Below are 20,069 nucleotides of genomic sequence, written 5' to 3'. Positions count from 1 at the left end.
CAACCGCAGGCCGGTTTTGGAGCGAACGCGGGTGCCGGTGATCGTTGAGAGGGTTCAGGGCAGTTGGCGGGCGTTGACCCAACCTGCCTCGCCGCCGATGTCACGCAGGCCATCACTGGTCACGGGATTGCGCTTGGAGGTTTGCAGCTCATCCAGAACTTGCTGGCGGGTCTTGGTCAGCTTGGGGCCCGGAACGAGCGGATAAGTGGCTGGATAGCCACGGCTGATCCAGTACAGCGAACCGTCCTTCTGAGCGGCCAGTACGGTGTTTTCAACCGCTTGGCGACTGACTGCGTTGCCCAAATGGTCTGCGGCCAGGCTGACGCCTTCTTCCTGGCTAGGGCTTGCGTGATAAACGGATGTCGCAAACGACGCTGTAGCGGATGCAGCAAGGCTGGCGACGAGGATTGCGGTACGAACTTTCATGATGGTCTCCTGTGACGCCGGATGCCCGGTATGGTCCATCCAGGTGGCGTTTTGTGCGCCACGGAAAGAAGTCTAGAAACCGCACGCCGACTTAGAGGTGACGGACGGATTACGCTTTTGACAGGAGAGATCCGTGGGTCACCGGAGCGAAGCAGCAAGGCGGCTGAAGCTCCGATGTACTAGCGGAGCGCTGCTATTGAAGCGCTGTGTGAGCGCCATCACCATGTCGCTGAGAGCGCAGCGCCGATCAATGCCCTGCCTGCACTTTTTTTGCGAGGCACGTCCATGGCATTGAACGTTGGACACGAGAATTTCGCCGCAATGTGACGCCGTGATTACGACTCTGATATCTCTGCGTAATGTTCGAGGGCAATGCGGCGCAAATGACTCGTTTGCGAGGGCAATCGTCGGTGACAACCTACAGCGCGACCTGCCTTGAGCGGCGGAAGATCCTTGCACCGCGCAGTCAATCGCGCGGATTCAAGTTGATCCATAAAGCCCTTGAACCTACCCTCAGGAGAACCCAATGAACCATACCAAAAACCGCTTCATGTCGTGCATCGAGGCCTGCCAGGCGTGCGCGACGGCGTGCAACCAGTGCTTCGCCGCGTGCCTTCAGGAGGAGGATGTGAAGATGATGGCGCGCTGCATCGCACTGGACGCTGACTGCGCGGCGATCTGCGGCTTTGCGGCTGACGCCATGGCGCGCAACAGCGAGCACGCGGCTGCCATCTGCGCGCTGTGTGCGCAAATCTGTAAGGCCTGCGCCGAGGAGTGCGCCAAGCATGAAGCTGACCACTGCAAGTCCTGTGCTCAGGCTTGTCTCAAGTGCGCCCAGGAGTGCGACGCCATGGCGCGTGCCGCTTGATCACGTTGCTCAACACTTGGAGAACACCATGAAGAAGTTCCCCGCTTCCCACTCGCTCACCGCTGCCGCTTTCGTTGCTTGCAGCTTGTTGTCGCCCCTGTCTGTTCAGGCCCAGACCGCACCCCATTCCGGCATGAAGGGAGCCGGCATGGATCAATCGATGCCTCAGGGCAAGATGGACATGAAGGCCATGATGAAAGAGAACAACGACAAGATGGCGTCTGTGCCCATGTCGGGCAACCCTGATGTGGACTTTGCCCAGATGATGCGGGTCCACCACCAGGGTGCGATTGACATGGCCCAGGCCCAGTTGCGGGCTGGCAAGGATCCCAAAATGCTAAAGATGGCCAAGGACATCGTTGCAGCGCAGAAAAAGGAAATCGCTGAACTGGACGCATTTCTGGCCCGCAGTGGCAAGGCACCTGCCGCTCCCGCCAAGTAGTCCTCGGTCCGATGTCGCAGCCCTGGGTCTTTGAATCGTCGAAATCCAGGTCTGTGCAAGTCGATGTTGTTGCAGTCCGGGCCGTTGATTGAAATCAAGGGTGGCGGATGTTCATGCTTGACACTCCCACCGTGTTAAGCCCTATCGTTCCCACGAGGTCCACCACCTGTGACCTTTGTTGGAGAACACCATGAACCACAGCCACACCACTGAGCATTCTGGCGCTACAAAGCCTTCAGGCAGCAGCAACAAGTTGATCGGTGCAGTGATCATGCTTGGACTGATCGGGGCATTCTTCCTGCTCAGAGAGCACTGGTCGCATATCGCAGGTTATTGGCCTTACCTGCTCTTGTTGGCCTGCCCGCTAATGCACCTCTTCCACGGACATGGGAGCCACGGTTCGCATGGCGGCGGATCAGACCGCTAGTACTCCCGCGCAGGACAAGATACTCATCTTCAGGAACTACCACCATGGCTACAGCAGCGCCACACGATCATGCTCACCACAAGCATCCTCCTCATGAAGGTCACAAACCTCCATCCTCCACGGCGTTGAAAGACCCCGTCTGCGGTATGGCGGTGACTGCCCAGTCCCAATACACCGCGCTCCACGAGGGCCACAACTACTACTTTTGCAGCGCGAAGTGCCAGGGGCGCTTTGTCGAGGCACCGCAGAAGTACGTACCGGGCGCTGATGGCACGTCTGGGGCCGAGCCTGAAGCAGCTCAGCCCGGCACCATCTACACCTGCCCCATGCACCCAGAGGTGCAGCAGGGCCATCCCGGAAACTGTCCAAAATGCGGCATGTCGCTGGAGCCCATGCTGCCCACGCTGGAGGAGGGAGAAAACGCCGAACTCGTGGATTTCCGGCATCGTTTCTGGTGGACGCTGCCACTGACCGTGGTGGTCACCGTACTGGCCATGGTGGGACACCGGCTGCAGTGGTTCGAGATGGCCACACAGAGCTGGATTGAGCTCGTGCTGACGGTTCCGATCGTGCTGTGGGCTGGCTGGCCCTTCTTTGTGCGCGGCGCTCAGTCCATTGCCAACCGTAGTCCCAACATGTGGACGCTGATCAGCTTGGGCACGGGCGCCGCATTTGTCTACAGCGTGGTAGCCACCGTGGCGCCCGGCGTGTTTCCTGCCTCGTTCCAGGCCATGGGGCGTGTGGCGGTGTACTTTGAGGCCGCCGCTGTCATCATCTCGCTCACGCTGCTGGGCCAGATGCTGGAGCTCAAAGCACGCTCGCAGACCTCGGCTGCCATCAAGTCGCTGCTAGGCCTGGCGCCCAAGACCGCGCGGCGCATCGATGCCAGCGGCCAGGAGAGTGATGTCCCGTTGTCCCATGTCCATGTGGGAGACCTCTTGCGCGTACGTCCCGGTGAGAAGGTGCCGGTGGATGGCGTGGTGGTCGAGGGGAGCAGCGCGGTGGACGAAGCCATGCTCACTGGCGAGCCTGTGCCCATCGTCAAAGGACCTGGGGACGCTGTCATCGGTGCCACGCTCAATACCAACGGGGCACTGGTGATCCGGTCCGAGCGGGTGGGCTCGGCGACCATGCTGTCGCAGATCGTTCAAATGGTGGCCCAGGCGCAGCGCTCACGGGCCCCCATGCAGCGCATGGCGGACCAGGTGGCGGGGTACTTTGTCATGGCCGTGGTGGGCATCGCGTTGCTCACGCTGTTCGCGTGGGGCCTGTTCGGCCCGGAGCCACGTTGGGTCTATGGCCTGGTCAACGCCGTGGCCGTGCTGATCATCGCGTGTCCTTGTGCGTTGGGCCTCGCGACTCCTATGTCGATCATGGTGGCTACTGGTCGGGGGGCGACCAGCGGCGTGCTGTTCAGGGACGCGGCAGCCATTGAAAACCTGCGCAAGGTGGACACGCTGATCGTGGACAAGACCGGCACGCTCACAGAGGGCAAACCATCCTTCGAGCGGGTTGTTGCCATGCCCGGTCTGTCCGAGGATGAGGTTCTGCGCCTGGCAGCCAGTCTGGATCAAGGCAGCGAGCATCCGCTGGCCGATGCCATTGTCCAAGCGGCCCGCGCCAAGGGGCTGGCCCTGGACAAGCCCGAGGACTTTGAGTCCGGGTCTGGCATCGGGGTGCGCGGACAGGTCGCTGGACGCCAGCTCGCCCTGGGCAACACAGTCCTCATGGAGCAGGTCGGGGTTTCTGCGAACCCGCTGCTTGCGCAGGCAGAGGCCTTGCGCGCCACAGGCGCCAGCGTGATGTACCTGGCGGCCGATGGCCAGCTTCAAGGCCTGCTTGCGGTCTCGGATGCCATCAAGGCCAGCACGCCGGAAGCGCTGGCGACCTTGCATGCGGCGGGGCTGCGCATTGTCATGGCCACGGGCGACGGCATGACCACCGCCAAGGCGGTGGGGGCAAAGCTGGGGATTGATGAGGTTCATGGCGAGGTCAAGCCTGCGGACAAGCTGGCCCTGGTGTCCCGGCTGCAGGCCGAAGGCCGTGTTGTTGCCATGGCGGGTGACGGGATCAACGACGCGCCCGCCCTTGCCAAGGCAGATGTGGGGATCGCGATGGGCACGGGTACCGATGTGGCGATGAACAGCGCCCAAGTCACCTTGGTAAAGGGGGACCTGCGAGGTATCTCCATAGCCCGTGAGCTGTCTGAAGCGACGGTAGGCAACATGAAACAGAACCTGATGTTTGCCTTCCTCTACAACGCGCTGGGCATACCGATTGCCGCTGGGTTGCTGTATCCCTTCACCGGCTGGCTGCTGTCGCCGATGATCGCAGCCTTGGCAATGAGCCTGAGTTCGGCGTCAGTGATCGCGAACGCCTTGCGGTTGCGTACCGGTCGATGACGGAAACACCAGGCCTGCTGGGCAGCAGCATCAATTTGCCCTGTGTTTTGGAATAGCGCTGGCAGGCGCTACATAGCCGCGCAGTTCTTGATAGCGCGCTACTTGCATTGGCGTGAGGATTGCGACCGTCCGCAGGTGGTAGTTCAGATGCGAAGCGCGAAGCGAAGCTTGCGCGAGCGCAGCGCGTTCAACTGCCTGAGTCACGCTGGCTTCGCTGGGCGGCCCTGACCTGAAGAGGCGATCCAATTCCCTTTCGGTCTCAATTGCGTCCTTGCCGAATCGTTGAGCGTCGGCCTTCATCTGCTCTGTAAGCGCCGTCGCTTCTCGCTCTTGGTCTTTCGTTAGACGCAACTTTTCGCCCAGCTCCACAACGTGGGCGGGGCCGGGGAAGCCATTGAGTTCGGCTGCAAGTGCGAGCGACATGCCTCGTCCAACTTGAAAGTCTTCGATTTGCTACGGAGAAAGTGCTTTGATTTCGCGCTGTTTATAGCCAGCGTATTGCGAGGGTGCGGTGTGCGGAGCGAGCTGAGCAGGTTGGTTTGGATCAGGATGCTTGTGGGACTGGGCTGCGACAACGGAGGCAGTGCCAGCCAGAAGGAAATAGGCGAGTAGCGTTTTCATATGGGATCTGAAGGGAGTTGGTGCCCAAAAATCTTCGTTCGATTTTTGCCAGATGAATATGATTGCAGTCATATGGAAACTTCATCACCTGAAGATGCAGAGGACTGCATCGCGCCTTCGGACAGAGCGTTTGGTGTCACGCCCTCGCTGCGTTGTCTTGCTTCGGGGCAGATGCTTTTTCGCGAGGGCGCTGCAAGTGCGGGCGTCTTTCGCCTGCGGTCCGGCTGTGTGCGCCTAATTCGCACCACCCTCACTGGCGGTCAAGCCACGATGCACACAGTGCGGCAAGGCGAGTTCTTTGCCGAAGCTTCACTTTTCTCAGCCATATACCACTGCGACGCGGTAGCACTGGAATCCTCGGAGGTACTGGTTTTTCGCAAGCAGGCATTGGTCGACCAACTGCGCAAGTCGCCCGAGCTGTTGTGGACATTCACGGCCGAGTTGGCACGGCGCGTTCAAGGACTTCGGACCAGGCTGGAGATAAAGCAGACGCGCTCAGCCGAGGAGCGGATTCTGCAATTCATAGGACTTCACTGTGACGCGTCCGGTTTTTGGACTCAACAAGGAACGCTGAAGCATCTTTCCGAAGACATCGGTCTTACTCACGAAGCGCTTTACCGGGCACTTGCTCGCCTGCAGCGACAGGGGGCCATCTTGCGCTTAAAAAATGGGTTGAAGATATGCCAACCGGGGGTGCTGGCCCCCAGCGCCGAACGTCGGCGGTGTTCATGACGTGGATCGACAGGACGTATTCGCCTCGGTGGACCGTCTTTTCCACCGGACTGCCCGGGTCACTGTGCCGAACAGCGTTGGACAGCAGATTGCCCATGGCACGACGGAACATCAGTCTGTCACCATCGAGTTCGCCGTCACCCGACAAGGTCAGGCGAACTCCCTTCTCTTCTGCCCCCGCGTCAAAGAACTCCATCAGAGCTTGGACCTCTAGTGCCATGGCAAATCGCTCGCGCCCCGGAAGCACCATGCCGCGTTCGGCGTTGGCCAGGAACAACATGTCCGACACCATGCGGGCCATGCGCTACAGCTCTTCGGCGTTCGATGCCAGGATGTTGCGGTAGGTCGGCGCATCACGTTTGGCAGACAGCGCCAGCTGGGTTTGCGTCAGCAGGTTGCTGATCGGCTTGCGCAGTTCGTGGCCAGGTCTGACGAGAACTCCGACAGCCGGTGACAGTCGTCTTGCAATCGGTCCAGCATGCCGTGGAGCTCGCCCGCCAGATCGGCCATCTCGACCGGCACCGCCTGAACCGGCATGCGCTCGCTGAACTGATGCCCGGACACGGCAACCGCCTTGGCCTTCATTGCTCGCAGCGGCGCCAGGCCTTGGTGTGCCGCCAGCCAGCCCAGAACACCGCTCATGGCAACGGCGATCAAGGCGTACCAGAGCAAGGTGCTGCGCAACTCAACCAGAAAGTGTCATGGTGCAGCGGGACGCTTGGAGGTCATGAGCCGCATCGCGGCCCCATGCTGGGCGGTATGGTGACGGCGCCGCTGTTGTCCTTGTTCGTGATTCCTGCGGCCTATGTGCTGATGAGAAAGCCGAGAAAACGCGGCCGGCTGAACACCGAGGCCTCGTGAGGCTGGCAGGGTTCCCCCTTGGCGAGTGAGCAGTTCAATGCGCACGGACTTCGTGCTCGATGCGCTGGAACAGCTGTGTACGCCCGGCAACCGGAGTGCGACGGGAGCCTGGTCTGTCACTCCGATAGGGGATCTCAGTACCTCAGCATTCTCTACACAGAGCGGCTGGCCGAAGCCGGCATCGAGCCATCTGTGGGCAGCAAGGGCGACAGACAGCTACGACAACGACTTGCCCGAGACCGTCGACGGACTCTACAAGGCCGAGCTGATTCAACGCCGAGCGCCGTGGCGGACCAAGGAGGCTGTGAAGCTTGCAACTCTGGAATGGGTGTCATGGTTCAACCACCATCGCCTGCTCGAACCCATCGGGTACCTCCCGCCCGTTGAGGCCAACTCCTATCGACAACTTGCCAAACAGGACACTGCTGTGGTGACCTGACTTAAACCAAACAAGGACGTCCTCAACCGGCTGCCCACCCACAAGGCCAGCCGGATTGAAGAGTTGCTGCCGCATTGCTGGCAGCCCGCCGACACCATCTGATCAAAACCATACCCGCCGTCGGTAGTCAACATGGGTTCACCGCGCCCTTACGGCTGACCAGCCGATCGCTAGCCCACAGCACCTCAGATTTGTAGATTTCTGAAGGGCGGACGCGCGTTAGTATGTGGCCTCCAAGGAGCTCGCATATCCGGCGGCGTAGTGCCCATAAAAGCCGAAGTCATTCCGGAAGGGCTTCTGATGCTTCCCGCAGTATTTCGCGCCCCCCATTTGCTGCAATTGCAGCTACGACAACGCCCAGCAACAGGTCCGGGATATTCGATCCCAGCCACATGACCAGCGCCCCGGACAGCACAATGGAGCCGTTGACGATGGAGTCGTTGTTCGTGAAGATCGCCGACGCCTTGAAGTTAACGTCTTCACCGCGATGACGGCGCAGCAACCTCAAACACACCAGGTTCAAAGCCGCGTTCGCCGCAGCTATCGCCATCATCGCTGGACCCACCGGCTCCTCGCCCCCCGAGAAGCGGCGCAGAACCTCCACCAATAGCAGCACGGCTAGGCCAATAAGCAAGTAGCCGGACAAACGCGCTGCGCGTACCTTGACCATGGCCGCCCGCCCGACGGCGTACAAGCTGACGGCGTAGACCGATGCGTCGGCGAGGTTGTCCAGTCCGGCGCCCATCAGCGCAGTGGAGGCAGCCCATATGCCAAGGCCGATGCCAGCGGCGGACTGTCCCAGGTTGATCAGCAACACGGTCCGCAAGATTTTGCGGTCAGCTGCGTTGCTCGCGTCCAACCCACCGAGTTCGTCGTCTTCGTCGTGTTCAGCCATGCTTGTCCCTTAGAGTCCACACATCTTGAAGCCTACAGTGGCTGGAGGGTCAAGCACCTGCATCACATAGCTACTGCGACGCCTGCGGGCCTTTCGGCGAAGGCGCCAAGGTCGAAGCTGAGAGCGCCGCGCGCAGTTCGGACGCGCTCAATATTTCGGAAAGAACTCGCGCAGGAGCGTTGCTGGTGTAGAGCACGTACAAAGGTACGCCACTGCGCCCGAGTTTCCCCAGTGCGGCGGTAATCGCCGGGTCGCGCAGCGTCCAGTCGGCACGCAACAGGGCAACGTCCCTGGCTGCGAAGTCCGCCAGCACCACCGGGTTCTGCAACACCGTCTTTTTGTTGTACTGGCATGTGACGCACCATGCCGCGGTGAAGTCGACAAACACTGGACGGCCGCTCGCAAGCAATTGCTCCACCAGGCCCGGCGCCCAAGCCTGCCAAGTACCATCGTTCACCGCCACAGTCTTCTGCGACTGCACTGTGCCAATCTGGCCTGCGAGCAGCCAGGCGGATCCAGCCGCACACGCGACTGCAATCAGACTGACGATCACGCGCGTGCGGCCCGTCAAGCCCAGGCTCCATGCCAGCATGCTGGTGGCAACCAAGACCACCAGCAAGGCGCTGACCGCATCGATGCCGCTTTGCTGCCCTAACACCCACAACAGCCACACCACCGCTGCGAACATCGGGTAGGCCATCAGTTTGCGAAAGGTCACCATCCACTCATCTGGACGCGGTAGCAGCCGCGCAAAGGCCGGGACCCAGCTCGCGACCAGGTACGGCAGCGCCATGCCGGCGCCCAGCGCCGCGAAGATCAAGAGGGCTCGGACGGCGGGGAGCCCTACCGCGAACCCCAGCGCGGCCCCCATGAAAGGTGCCGTGCAGGGCGACGCCACCACCACCCCCAGAACGCCGGACAGAAAGGAGTTCAACACCGGATGGCTGCTCTGTAGGGAAGCCAAGCGGGTGGGGATGAGCTGGCGGACCTCGAACACGCCCGTCAGGTTCAGGCCGATCAGCGTGAACAACACGGCCAGCGCGGCGACCACTCCAGGCATCTGCAACTGGAACCCCCAACCGAGCTGCTGCCCGGCGCCGCGCAGCGCGACGACGAGCAGTCCCAGCGCCGCGAACGACGCGACCACCCCGGCGGAGTACGCCGCCCCGTCGAGGCGCCGTGCCCGCTGGTCGCTGGCATGCTGGGCGAAGCCGACCACCTTGATCGCCAGCACCGGGAAGACGCAAGGCATCAGGTTCAGGATCAGCCCGCCGAGCAAAGCGCCCAGCAAGGCAGCCGTGAACGTCAACCCGGCGCCCGATTCCGCCGCCGCCGCAGTCACATTCTTGCGAAGCGCTTCTTGTAGGGCCGGTGACACAGCGACCGGCGCGGCAGTCGCAGGCCATGAGCCTTGCACGCGTGCGTCAATGCTCCATCCTTCATTGCCCTGTGTCAGCACAATCGGCATCACATCGGGACTCTGACTTCGCTGGGGCGAGAGCGGGACCTGCGCGGTCCAGACCTGGCCGTCCCATGCTTGGCTCCAATGCGCGGAAGTCTCGATGACCTCCGTTGTTTCCGGAAAAAACTCCACCGGCTTGCCGCGAAGGCTCGCAGGCAGCCCGCTGACTCGAAGCCGCAAGGCATTCCCATCGATCGTGGCAGTTGCCTGACCCATGAGCGGCTTCGGCTGTGCCGCGAAGCTTGCCTGGAAGACGCCGCCGTGCAAAGCCGTAGCGCTCTTGGCGGAAACCGCAAGCGAGAATTCGCCCTCCTCGGGAATGCATAACTCGCGGCACACCAGCCATTGCGCCTTGAGTTTGACCTCCAGCGTCCCGCCGAGGGCCGAAGGCTTGAATTCCGGCGTGATGGTCAGAGGTACCGGTAGCAGCACCGTGTTCTCATAGCCGAAGTTGATTAGCGTGCCGATCGAATACTTGCCGGGCGTCGGCCATGCGATCTCTCCCGCCAGCACTCCGGCGGGCAGCTTCCATTCGAGCTTGGTGGGGAGCCCGGAGTCACCGGAATTTTTCCAATACGAGTGCCACTTCGGCTGATGCGCGAGCTGCAGGCCCACCCAGACCGGCTTACCCGGCTCCAAGCCCTCGGGCGCATGGGCCAGAAGTTCCGCGCGCGTCCGCTCGGTCACGACCACGCTCTTGCCGCCGAGCTGCGCCGATGCCGCGCCGCCCCACAACAGAAACAGCAGCATGAGAAGGCGGGCGGCGACGGAAGTAGATGGCGTGAACATGGAACGGCAATGCATTTGCGGCGCGCGCGATGCACGCCATCGGACGCGACTATAGGTGCATTCCGTGGGCGGATTGCCAGCAGCCTCGACCTGTCGGGGGGCTCTAATCAGGCTCGCTTGACTCTACCGTAACTAGAGGGTTTCCAATCCCAACCAGATTTCGCGAGGAATAAGATGAGTACAAAAAAATCCCCCTTCCTGGGAGCTGTCATCCGGTATGGCAGCTACCCGCTGGTCCTTGGCGCAACCGCCGTGGTGCTCTTCGGTGGGCTCGCGGCCGGCTGGCCTTATTTCCCCACGGTGCCGCTCACGGTGGCCGCCGCACTCGCTTCTGTCGCCCTGTTGGAGCGGCGACTGCCCTTTCATGAGGCCTGGGCCCGCGACCACCGGGACAGCATCTGCGACGCGATCCACGCAGTGATCAACCTCGTCGTACTCCTCACCGTCCACGGCGTTATTGCTGCCCTGGCGCCCCTGTGGTCGGCCGGGACATTGTGGCCAGATCAGTGGCCGCTTTGGGCGCAGGCCCTCGCAGTTGGCGCGGTCCTCGATCTCAGCCTCTACAGCGTCCATTGGCTAAGTCATCGCGTGGCCTGGCTCTGGCGGTTCCACGCGATCCACCACAGCTCGGAACGTCTTTACTGGCTCAACGGAGAGCGCCGGCACCCTTTGCATGCCGGAATGATGGCCGCGCCCGGCTTGCTTGCCGTGGTGCTGATGGGAGCGCCAGCATTGGCCGTCGGAGCATGGCTCGGCCTGCTGGCCGTGCACTTGGCCTTCCAGCACTCCAACATGGACTACCGGGTCGGGCCGCTGCGCTTTGTGATCGGCGCCGCTGAAGTCCACCGTTGGCATCACAAGCGCGAGTACGAGGACGCCCAGGTCAACTACGGCGAGTTCTGGATGCTCTGGGACCACCTGTTCGGTACCTTTCGACTGCCCAAGCACAATCTGGGCGCCACTGAAGTGGGTCTGAAGGAGACTAACTTTCCGATGGACTACGGCCCGCAGCTGGGCTACCCCTTCCGCAGCCCGCCAGCGTCGACGGACGCTTTAGCCGGCGACTACGGGCTCGCCCGTGCCGCGTTCCTGCGCGAGACGGGACTAGCTGCTTCTCGCGAGGTCACCGGCGATTTGCGCGGAGCATGGCGTGCGCAAGAGCTCGGCCATATCGTGTCTCAGTGCTACTTGGGCCTGCACCTGCGTAGTCACGCATCGATGCTCGGTCTGGCCTGGAGGACTCGCGACTATTCGGAGATCTTGGCCCAAGTCGTCCGTCTCGCGCTGGCTCCCGTGGGCCATGCGCTTGGCCGCACCCCGCCGCAGAACGTCGGCACCGGGCGCTTTGGCGTGATGGAGCACGGCACGTGGCCGTCGGAGCTGGACCCCGTTACTTTTCAGCGCCGATAACATCTCCTCTTCATGACGACAGAACAGAGCCGCATTGCCGCCGAGCTGGGTGTCGACCCGCACTTCGATGCATCAACGGAGGTAGCTAGGCGCACGAAGTTCCTCGTAGAGTACGCGCGAGCCGCGACGGCGGGATCGCTTGTGCTTAGGATCAGCGGCGGAGTGGATTCGAGCGTCGCCGGACGCCTCTGCCAACTCGCGGCAGAGCAGCTGCGCTCCTCGGGGATGCCCATCCGCTTCATCGCGATGCGGCTGCCGTATGGGGTGCAGGCCGACCAGGCTGACGCGCGGCGGGCGTTATCCTTCATCGATCCGGACGAGACACTGGAAGTAGACATAAAGCCGGCCGCCGACGCGATGCTCGCGCAGTTGCAAGCAGGCGGACTCAAGTTCAACGACCACTGGCAGGAAGACTTCGTGCTCGGCAACATCAAGGCGCGCCAGCGCATGATCGCGCAGTACGCAACCGCAGGCACAACGGGCGGGCTGGTGGTCGGGACGGACCATGCCGCCAAGGCGGTGATGGGTTTCTTCACCAAGTTCGGCGACGGCGCGTTCGATCTGAGTCCGCTGGGCGGCCTCACCAAGCGGCGCGTTCGCGCCCTCGCTTTGGCGCTGGGGGGCGACGAGCAGCTGGCGCACAAGGTCCCCACGGCCGATCTGGAAACCATGCGACCATTGCGCCCCGATGAGGCCGCGCTGGGTGTCAGCTACGACGCGATCGACGACTTCCTGGAAGGTAAGGAGGTGGACGTGCCAAGCGCCGAGGTGATCGTGCAGACGTACCGCCGCACGGCCCACAAGCGGGCGCTGCCTGTCGTCCCCGCTCCCCAGCGCGCCGCTTGAGCTTCAGGCGGGCTCACTCAAGCTGTTCAGAATACCGCATTCGCGCGCGGTGCGGGCGGAGTCGCACAAGCGCCGCAAATCGATCAACTCGCGCTCCAGCTCGCGCAATTCCTTGATCTTGACCCGCACTTGAGCGATATGGGAATCGACCAGGGAGTTCACCTCGCCGCAGTCCAGCTCAGGCCGATCCCGGAAGCTCAGCAGTTGCCGAATCTCAACCAGGGTCATGTCCTTGGCCCGGCAGCGCCGGATGAACAGCAGGCGCTGCAGGTGGGCATCGTCGTACAGCCTGAAATTTCCCTCGCTGCGCGCGGGATCGAGAAGCAATCCCTCGGACTCGTAAAAGCGCACAGTCTGCACCAGGCAGTCCGCCCTTTTGGCCAGTTCGCCGATCCGCAGCATGATTCTTCTCCGCAAAAGCTTGACTCTATATCAACTAGAGGTTGTCCAATGATGGCATGCGGGGAAAGCCCCTGCCAACGAAGAGTGAGCAATCTATGAACAAAGACCCGTCCAACTCGTGCGGCTGCACCGGCGGCAACAACGGCCAAGAGGCCAGCTGTGCCAAGGAGCAGGCCGGCAGCGAGAACACGGTTTTCCATGTGAGCAACATGGATTGCCGCAACGAAGAAGCACTGGTGCGGCGGACGCTGGAGGGCATGCCCGGCGTCGAGCGGCTGGACTTCGATCTTTCGCAGCGCAAGCTCACCGTTTCGCACAGCGTGGTAACGGCCGATGCCCTGGCGCAGGCGCTGAACGCGGTGGGTATGAAGGCGCTGGCCGTCCGGGATGCCCCGGTGCTGACCACCTACCGCATCGAGAACATGGACTGCCCGAGCGAGGAGAAACTCATTCGCTCGTACCTCGGCGCGGTCGAGGGAGTCCAGGACCTGGACTTTGATCTGGCCGAGCGCACCCTGTCAGTGAAGCACCTTGCCGAGGCGCGCGCGCAGATGGAGCAGGTGCTGGCCTCGATCGGCATGCGTGCCAAGGAGCAGACCGCAACCCCCGGGAGCCCGGTGGCAACTGCGGCACTGGTCGAATCCCCGGCGGCCCAACCCCCGCAGCCCCAGTCGCCCGCCCCGGTCTCCGCGATGCCGGCCGGAGAGCGCGTGACGTACCGGATCGAGAACATGGATTGCCCAACGGAGGAAGCGCTGATCCGCAACCGCCTGGGCAAGGAGCCAGGCGTCACTGCCTTGGACTTCAACCTGATGCAACGGGTGCTGGGCGTCCAGCACACCCTCCCTTCGACGACACCGATCGAGAAGGCGCTCGTTTCCATCGGCATGCGGGCCGAGCGGCAGGACCTGCAAACGGTCACCACACTGCTGCGCATTGCAAAAATGGATTGCCCGACTGAGGAAAGCCTGATCCGCGGCAAGCTTCAAGGCATGCCCGGCGTGCAGGGACTGGACTTCAACCTGATGCAGCGCACGCTCACCGTCCGGCACGCGCCCGACGCGCTCAAGCCGGCGGTCGAAGCCATCGAGTCGCTGGGCATGGAAACCGAGATGCAGAAAACCGATGAGCCGCGCGATCCGCAGGCGCCCGCGCAAAAGACCAACTGGTGGCCAATGGCGGTTTCCGGCATCGCAGCCGTGCTCGCCGAAGGCGTGTACTGGGTCAACGACGGCAACCACTGGGCTGTCATCGTGCTGGCCCTTGTCTCGATTTTCACCGGTGGCCTAAGCACCTACAAGAAGGGTTGGATAGCCCTTAAAAACCGCAACTTGAACATGAACGCGCTGATGTCCATCGCGGTCACAGGTGGTATGGCAATCGGCCACTGGCCCGAAGCGGCCATGGTCATGTTCCTCTTTGCGCTGGCCGAGGTGATCGAGGCGAAGTCGCTGGACCGCGCCCGCAATGCGATACGCGGGCTAATGGACCTGGCACCAGAGACCGCGACTATGCGGCAGACCGACGGCTCGTGGAAGGAATTGCCGGCCAAGGAAATCGCCAAGGGCTCGGTGGTCCGGGTGCGTCCGGGCGAGCGCATTGCACTGGACGGCCTTATCACCGCAGGCAGTTCGGCTATCAACCAGGCCCCCATCACTGGCGAGAGCCTTCCCGTTGAGAAGGCGGAAGGCGACCAGGTTTTCGCGGGCACCATCAACGAGACCGGCTCCTTTGAGTACAAGGTGACCGCTGGCGCAAGCGACTCGACGCTCGCGCGCATCATCCATGCGGTGGAGTCCGCGCAGGGAAGCCGCGCGCCCACGCAGCGCTTCGTCGATCAGTTCGCGCGGGTCTATACCCCGGCTGTATTCGTGGTGGCTGTGCTGGTCGCGGTCGTTCCGCCGCTTGCGTTCGGTGGCGCCTGGTTCGACTGGATCTACAAGGCGCTGGTGTTGCTGGTGATCGCGTGCCCCTGCGCCTTGGTCATCTCCACGCCCGTCACTATCGTCAGCGGCCTGGCCGCAGCCGCCAGGCGCGGCATCCTGATCAAGGGCGGCGTGTACCTGGAGGGAGGGCGCAAGCTCAAGTCTCTGGCCCTGGACAAGACCGGCACGCTCACCCACGGCAAGCCCGAGCAGACCGACTTCCTGCCCCTGGTCGGCGATGGGAAGGAAGTGGCCGCATGGGCTGCGAGCCTCGCTGCCCGCTCGGACCATCCGGTATCCGAAGCCATTGCCCGCAGGGCGAACCGGGACGGCGTCTTGCTGCACGAAGTCGACGACTTTGCGGCATTGCCCGGGCGCGGCGTGCGGGGCCGCATTGCCGGTCGGATGCTGCAGATGGGCAATCACCGGCTCGCGAAAGAGCTCGGCCTCAGCGAAGTCGCGTTGCAATCGCAGCTGGAAGCCCTTGAGCGCCAAGGCAAGACGGCCATCCTGCTGATGAACGAAACCACAGTGCTCGGCATCTTTGCCGTCGCCGACACGGTGAAAGAAACCAGCCGTGAAGCCGTGGCCGACCTGCAGGCGCTGGGCGTGCGCACGCTGATGCTCACAGGGGACAACCAGCACACGGCCGACGCCATCGCGGCCCAGGTTGGGATCTCCGAAGCCCGTGGCGACCAGCTGCCCGAAGAAAAACTCAAAACCATCGAGAGTCTCATCGGCGGTGAGGGCCAGGTCGGCATGGTGGGCGATGGTATCAACGACTCGCCGGCCCTTGCGCGTTCCGATATTGGTTTCGCTATGGGCGCGGCTGGCACCGACACCGCTATCGAGACGGCCGACGTCGCGCTGATGGACGACGACCTGCGCAAGATTCCGACGTTCATCCGCTTGTCGCGCATGACCGCCTCGATCCTGACGCAGAACATCGTGTTGGCGTTGGGGATCAAGGCGGTTTTCCTCGCACTTACGTTCACTGGGCATGCCACCATGTGGATGGCAGTGTTCGCAGACATGGGGGCCAGCATGCTCGTCGTCTTCAATGGCTTGCGCCTGCTCAAGCTCAAGACGGCCTGACCGACATGCAAGCGCCGCACACCGCGACGCAGTGGACGAGACACTGGCTCTATGACTGGGGCGGCGCCAACGTGGACCTCTTCCTGGTCATCCAGCGCGCGCTGCCTGACGGCTGGATCTGGCTGCCCGAAACCCTAAGCGCGTTTGGCAGCTACTGGGGAGCGCCCGCCGTCGTGGTTCTGATGCTGGTTTGGCGGCGAAGGCAGGTCCGTGAACGGTCAACTCCGCTCGACGTACAGTTGTGCAGATTCGTGATTGGGTTGGTGTTTGCTTTCGCCGGCACAGCTGTTTTAAAGGCGATGTTCGCGCTGCCGCGTCCGTTCGTGGTCCTGGGAGATGCTGTCTACCGGGTCCACGCTGCGCCTGACAGCCGCTACACCATGCCCAGCGGCCACTCGGTCTATGTAGGGGTCCTGGCGGCAGCGCTTTGGCCAGCACTGGGCCGGGCGGGCAGGGTTGGCTTGCTGGTGTTCGCAGCCGCAGTAGGCTGGTCGCGCATCGTCTTGGGCGCGCATTTTCCGATGGACGTGATTACCGGCCTAGCACTGGGTGGGACATGCGTTGCGGCTGCGGGCGCATGGGTTCAACGCATCGCGCGAGGTGTGCCGATGGCAGGGCCGAGGTGGTGAATGTCGCTTTCAGGTCGTGCTGCGCAAATGCGGGCGGCCTGGACGGTTCGGACTTAACCTCCTTTTGGCTCTACCCGCGCCAGCAAAGAAACCATCAATTTCCTTTTCTCTTCCTGTCGACGCCGAGCGCGAAGTCTGCAAATCCGAGCGAAATCATATGAATCAGCCATCCGAACGAACGCAATGGTACGCACTCGCGGTCATTGTGTTTCTAGCCGATCAGTCAGCCAAGAGTTACATCGATGCGACTACCCCCTTGGGATGGTCGCATGAGGTCACGTCATTTTTTAACTTGGTCCATGTGCTCAATCCTGGTGCGGCGTTCAGCTTCCTCGCCGGCGCTGGTGGCTGGCAGCGATGGTTCTTCCTTGCGATTGCCCTCGCGGTCTCAGCCTGGCTGGTGCTGCAGCTGTACAGCCCATTGCGGAAACTGGAAGGCCTTTCATATAGCCTCATCCTGGGCGGTGCATTGGGCAACGCATTTGACCGGGCCGTGCGCGGTCAGGTCATTGACTACCTCGACTTTCACCTGCGCGGATGGCACTGGCCTGCCTTCAACATAGCCGACATGGTCATTGTTGGGGGAGCGATCACACTGGTGCTTGCGTCGCTTATGAGCGGGGACAGTCCTATCGCAGCGAAAGAGCCACGGTGAACCAGAGCGTCTTGGGAGTTCCAATCTGGTATGCCTTCGATCCCGTCCACCAAAACAGGTGCATAGATGAAACCTCTGCGACACGTCCTTGCCCTCGCCGCTATCTCATTGGCACTCACAGGTTGCATGAATTCCTCGACCGCCCCAGAAAGCACTTTCACGCTGCTGGATGGCTCGTCGCTGACCACTTCCGACCTCAAAGGAAAGGTGGCGCTGATCAACTTCTGGGCGACCAGTTGCACCACATGTGTGGCGGAGATGCCGATGCTGTCGGCCAGCCACGAAAAGTTCCGTGGCCGCGGCTACGAGACCATCGCGGTGGCCATGAGCTATGACCCCCCGGCCTACGTGGTCAACTTCGCCCAAACACGCAGGTTGCCATTCGCTGTAGCCATCGACAACACCGGCGTGGTGGCCAAGGCGTGGGGCGATGTCAATGTCACGCCTACAACGTTCCTCCTCAACAAACGAGGGGTGGTAGTGAAACGCTTTGTGGGCAAGCCGGACTTCGCTGAGCTCAATCTGCTTATCGACCGATTGCTCTCTGAAAGCTAAGCCAAGCCATTTTTTTCTTCATTCTTCATCATGATCAAAACGCTTGTTTTCTGCAGCTTTGCACTTCCCTTGACCCTTGGCATGCGTTCCACCTCGCGCGCCCAGGAAGAGTTTGCCCCGGGCAGACACTATGTGGAGGTTTCTAGCTGGGTTGCTGTATCCCTTCACCGGCTGGCTGCTTTCGCCGATGATCGCGGCCTTGGCAATGAGCCTGAGTTCGGCGTCCGTGATCGCCAATGCCCTGCGACTTCGCAAGGGCTGAGATGGCTCGGCAGGCCCGGATTTGATCTAGGTTAAGTCCGTGGCCATCGCTGGGGATACCATTCGCACCATGATCTTCGCCAGAAGCACCGTATCGCGCCAAGGACGCTGGATAGCCAGCGTTCTGATTGCGGCGTTGCTTCTGATGCAGTTCGCGTTGGCCGCCTATGCCTGTCCCAAGCTGGACTCTGCAGCCCATGCGGCATCGATGCAAAAAGCGGGCATGGCCATGGAAGATGCAGTGGGTATGCCCTCCATGCCTGATTGTCACGCGATGGCGGGCACCATGGACGAGCAGGACCCTCAGCTGTGCCGAGCCCACTGTGATGGCGACAGCTTGTCCTCCCCCTCGCTCCAAGGTCTCGATCTGCAGGCGCTCGCGGCGCACGCCATCTGGGTCGCCTACGTGCTGCCTGTGATCCTGGACTCCGAGCGCCACATTGACCCTCGGGCTGTCTACGCGGAGCTGGACATTCGAGCGGGCTCTCCCCCCATCTATCTAACCCATCAGGTCTTTCGGAATTGATCGTGCACGGCTTGCGCGCTGCCTTGCAGCGTTTGCGCAAGTCTGATTTCGTGCCCTTTCATTTCGAGGACCATCATGCCCATCACCTCCTTTGGCGCTCCCTGCGAGCGCCTGTCTGCGCACCAGCGCATTCATCCCATCTCTGAGCGCATCCAGGTGCGCAACCTCCACCATCTGCGCCTGGGCGCTCTCGGGGTCCTGTTGGCCAGCATTGGCTTGGCTGGCAACCAGGCACATGCACTGGGCTTTTCCGAAGCGTTGGACCTGGCCGAGCAGCACAGCCCTCGCATCACGGCCCAGCGGCTGCAGATTGACGCGGCCAGCAGTTCCCAGAAGTCGGCGGGAACCCTGCCGGACCCCAAGCTCTCAGTCGGGATCGAGAACTTTCCCGTCAGCGGCATGGACCGCTTCAGCCTCACGCGCGAGTCCATGACCATGCAGCGCCTGGCGCTGATGCAGGAGGTGCCCAACCGCGCCAAACGAGATGCCCAGATTGCCGGCGCCGAGGCCAAGGTGGAACGCGAACGCGCCGCCCTGGGCGTCCAGCGCCTGCAGATCCGCCAGGAGCTGAGCCAAGCGTGGATCATGGCCCAGGCTATCGAGCAACGTGATCAGGTACTCACCGGTCTACTGAGTGAGAACCAGCGCCTGCAGGACAGCCTGACTGCCCGCATCGCGGGGGGAACGGCCCAAGCGGGCGATCTCCTGATGGCCAGGCAGGAGGCGCTTGCGCTGTCGGACCGCAGGGACGATCTGCAGCGGGACCGGTCCAAGGCCAGGGCGATGCTGCGGCGCTGGGTTGGCGCTCGCGCCGACGAGGCGCTACAGGGAACTCCTGGGCCGCTGAGCCGCCCCTTGGACCAACTGCGGTCGGAGGTACACCGCCATGCCGAACTGGCTCAGTACCCCGCCATGCAGGCCATGGCCTTGGCGGAAACGCGCGAAGCCCAGGCAGAAACCAAGGGTGATTGGTCCTGGGAAGTCGCCTACAGCCGCCGCGACCGACGCTGGGGCGACATGGTGTCGTTCCAGGTGACCTTTGACCTTCCCTGGCAACAGGAGCGGCGCCAGGGACCCCAGATCAAGGCCAAGCAGCTGGAGCTGCAGCGCCTGGACGCCGAGCAGGAAGACGTGACCCGCAGGCACCTGCAGGAGCTGGAGGACAGCGCCTCAGAGCTGGTGTCACTTAACAGCCAGATCGAGCGGCTGCAGTCGGCTGGCATGGGCCTGGCACAGGGGCGTGCCGAACTCGCGCTGGCCAACTACCAGTCCGCCAAAGGCGACTTGAGCACCGTGCTGGCGGCTCGGGCCCAAGTGCGGGAGACGCACTGGCGGCTCATTGATCTGCAGGCACAGCGGGACACCGTGATTGCCCGTCTGAACAGCCTGATCGCGGACTGA

At 62.4% G+C, this 20,069-nt stretch carries 19 protein-coding genes and 3 pseudogenes; 15 read left to right on the top strand and 7 right to left on the bottom strand.

Annotation, left to right across the window (positions count from 1 at the left end):
- Positions 1–54: 54 nt before the first annotated feature.
- Positions 55–426 (bottom strand): hypothetical protein, encoded by a 372-nt coding sequence (locus ASG27_RS19490; RefSeq protein WP_082493285.1) that lies wholly within the window; start codon positions 424–426, stop codon positions 55–57.
- A gap of 526 nt (positions 427–952) precedes the next feature.
- On the opposite strand from ASG27_RS19490, the gene ASG27_RS19485 reads away from it, so the two are divergent.
- The 4 genes from ASG27_RS19485 (at position 953) to ASG27_RS19475 (ending at position 4,565) form a co-directional block, all read left to right on the top strand.
- Positions 953–1,294, top strand: coding sequence for a four-helix bundle copper-binding protein (locus ASG27_RS19485; protein WP_056419612.1), 342 nt, complete (start codon positions 953–955; stop codon positions 1,292–1,294).
- A 28-nt stretch (positions 1,295–1,322) separates the two neighbouring features.
- On the top strand, positions 1,323–1,736 hold the full coding sequence (locus ASG27_RS19480; protein ID WP_235504080.1) for a DUF305 domain-containing protein: 414 nt from the start codon (positions 1,323–1,325) through the stop codon (positions 1,734–1,736).
- 190 nt (positions 1,737–1,926) lie between these two features.
- On the top strand, positions 1,927–2,163 hold the full coding sequence (locus ASG27_RS26130) for a DUF2933 domain-containing protein (protein WP_082493284.1): 237 nt from the start codon (positions 1,927–1,929) through the stop codon (positions 2,161–2,163).
- A 44-nt stretch (positions 2,164–2,207) separates the two neighbouring features.
- Positions 2,208–4,565 (top strand): heavy metal translocating P-type ATPase, encoded by a 2,358-nt coding sequence (locus tag ASG27_RS19475; protein ID WP_056419605.1) that lies wholly within the window; start codon positions 2,208–2,210, stop codon positions 4,563–4,565.
- 30 nt (positions 4,566–4,595) lie between these two features.
- Here the strand turns inward: ASG27_RS19475 and ASG27_RS26935 are convergent, their stop codons facing one another.
- Together ASG27_RS26935 and ASG27_RS26930 are read right to left on the bottom strand one after the other, a co-directional pair.
- Positions 4,596–4,988: a Spy/CpxP family protein refolding chaperone gene (locus ASG27_RS26935; protein ID WP_015012932.1), complete on the bottom strand. Its 393-nt coding sequence runs from the start codon at positions 4,986–4,988 to the stop codon at positions 4,596–4,598.
- Positions 4,989–5,018: 30 nt separating this feature from the next.
- The gene (locus ASG27_RS26930; protein WP_148279919.1) at positions 5,019–5,258 is read right to left on the bottom strand and encodes a hypothetical protein; all 240 of its coding nucleotides are present in this window, start codon (positions 5,256–5,258) and stop codon (positions 5,019–5,021) included.
- Here ASG27_RS26930 and ASG27_RS28030 point away from each other — a divergent pair.
- The gene (locus ASG27_RS28030; RefSeq protein ID WP_442854098.1) at positions 5,187–5,918 is read left to right on the top strand and encodes a Crp/Fnr family transcriptional regulator; all 732 of its coding nucleotides are present in this window, start codon (positions 5,187–5,189) and stop codon (positions 5,916–5,918) included. The two genes, ASG27_RS26930 and ASG27_RS28030, sit on opposite strands and share 72 nt — an antisense overlap.
- 63 nt (positions 5,919–5,981) lie before the next feature.
- Here the strand turns inward: ASG27_RS28030 and ASG27_RS26120 are convergent.
- Positions 5,982–6,614, bottom strand: a pseudogene (locus ASG27_RS26120) (histidine kinase dimerization/phospho-acceptor domain-containing protein); the annotation flags it as partial.
- 166 nt (positions 6,615–6,780) lie between these two features.
- Between ASG27_RS26120 and ASG27_RS19455 the strand changes: the two are divergent.
- Positions 6,781–7,218, top strand: a pseudogene (locus ASG27_RS19455) (DDE-type integrase/transposase/recombinase); the annotation flags it as partial.
- Positions 7,219–7,498: 280 nt separating this feature from the next.
- Here ASG27_RS19455 and ASG27_RS19450 read toward each other — a convergent pair.
- Both ASG27_RS19450 and ASG27_RS19445 read right to left on the bottom strand, forming a co-directional pair.
- Positions 7,499–8,113 carry a cation transporter gene (locus ASG27_RS19450; protein WP_015012936.1) on the bottom strand — a complete coding sequence of 205 codons (615 nt, stop codon included), beginning with the start codon at positions 8,111–8,113 and terminating at the stop codon, positions 7,499–7,501.
- 70 nt (positions 8,114–8,183) lie between these two features.
- Positions 8,184–10,325: a protein-disulfide reductase DsbD family protein gene (locus ASG27_RS19445; RefSeq protein WP_051022651.1), complete on the bottom strand. Its 2,142-nt coding sequence runs from the start codon at positions 10,323–10,325 to the stop codon at positions 8,184–8,186.
- Between the two features lie 213 nt (positions 10,326–10,538).
- Between ASG27_RS19445 and ASG27_RS19440 the strand changes: the two genes are divergently transcribed.
- On the top strand, positions 10,539–11,774 hold the full coding sequence (locus ASG27_RS19440) for a sterol desaturase family protein (RefSeq protein ID WP_056419595.1): 1,236 nt from the start codon (positions 10,539–10,541) through the stop codon (positions 11,772–11,774).
- Positions 11,775–11,786: 12 nt separating this feature from the next.
- Positions 11,787–12,620 (top strand): ammonia-dependent NAD(+) synthetase, encoded by an 834-nt coding sequence (nadE, locus tag ASG27_RS19435; RefSeq protein ID WP_015012939.1) that lies wholly within the window; start codon positions 11,787–11,789, stop codon positions 12,618–12,620.
- 3 nt (positions 12,621–12,623) lie between these two features.
- Here nadE and cadR read toward each other — a convergent pair whose 3' ends face one another.
- Positions 12,624–13,022: a Cd(II)/Pb(II)-responsive transcriptional regulator gene (gene cadR, locus ASG27_RS19430; RefSeq protein ID WP_015012940.1), complete on the bottom strand. Its 399-nt coding sequence runs from the start codon at positions 13,020–13,022 to the stop codon at positions 12,624–12,626.
- 95 nt (positions 13,023–13,117) lie between these two features.
- Here cadR and ASG27_RS19425 point away from each other — a divergent pair, with 95 nt between their 5' ends.
- The 7 genes and pseudogenes from ASG27_RS19425 (at position 13,118) to ASG27_RS19400 (ending at position 20,069) form a co-directional block, all read left to right on the top strand.
- On the top strand, positions 13,118–16,042 hold the full coding sequence (locus tag ASG27_RS19425) for a heavy metal translocating P-type ATPase (RefSeq protein ID WP_015012941.1): 2,925 nt from the start codon (positions 13,118–13,120) through the stop codon (positions 16,040–16,042).
- 5 nt (positions 16,043–16,047) lie between these two features.
- Positions 16,048–16,671 (top strand): phosphatase PAP2 family protein, encoded by a 624-nt coding sequence (locus ASG27_RS19420; RefSeq protein ID WP_015012942.1) that lies wholly within the window; start codon positions 16,048–16,050, stop codon positions 16,669–16,671.
- Positions 16,672–16,828: 157 nt separating this feature from the next.
- A complete protein-coding gene (lspA, locus tag ASG27_RS19415; protein ID WP_015012943.1) occupies positions 16,829–17,326 on the top strand; it encodes a signal peptidase II in 498 nt (165 codons plus the stop codon).
- A gap of 126 nt (positions 17,327–17,452) precedes the next feature.
- Positions 17,453–17,881, top strand: coding sequence for a TlpA disulfide reductase family protein (locus tag ASG27_RS19410; RefSeq protein WP_015012944.1), 429 nt, complete (start codon positions 17,453–17,455; stop codon positions 17,879–17,881).
- A gap of 145 nt (positions 17,882–18,026) precedes the next feature.
- Positions 18,027–18,143 (top strand): annotated as a pseudogene (locus tag ASG27_RS28025) (copper-transporting ATPase); the annotation flags it as partial.
- Between the two features lie 69 nt (positions 18,144–18,212).
- The gene (locus ASG27_RS19405) at positions 18,213–18,668 is read left to right on the top strand and encodes a hypothetical protein (RefSeq protein WP_056419907.1); all 456 of its coding nucleotides are present in this window, start codon (positions 18,213–18,215) and stop codon (positions 18,666–18,668) included.
- Positions 18,669–18,743: 75 nt separating this feature from the next.
- Positions 18,744–20,069, top strand: coding sequence for a TolC family protein (locus ASG27_RS19400; protein WP_056419592.1), 1,326 nt, complete (start codon positions 18,744–18,746; stop codon positions 20,067–20,069).

The organism is Acidovorax sp. Leaf191 (assembly GCF_001424425.1).
In the GTDB taxonomy this organism is placed as follows: Bacteria; Pseudomonadota; Gammaproteobacteria; order Burkholderiales; family Burkholderiaceae_C; genus Acidovorax.
The sequence above is the reverse complement of the archived record's forward strand: the minus strand, read 5'-3'. Positions and strand labels throughout refer to the sequence as shown.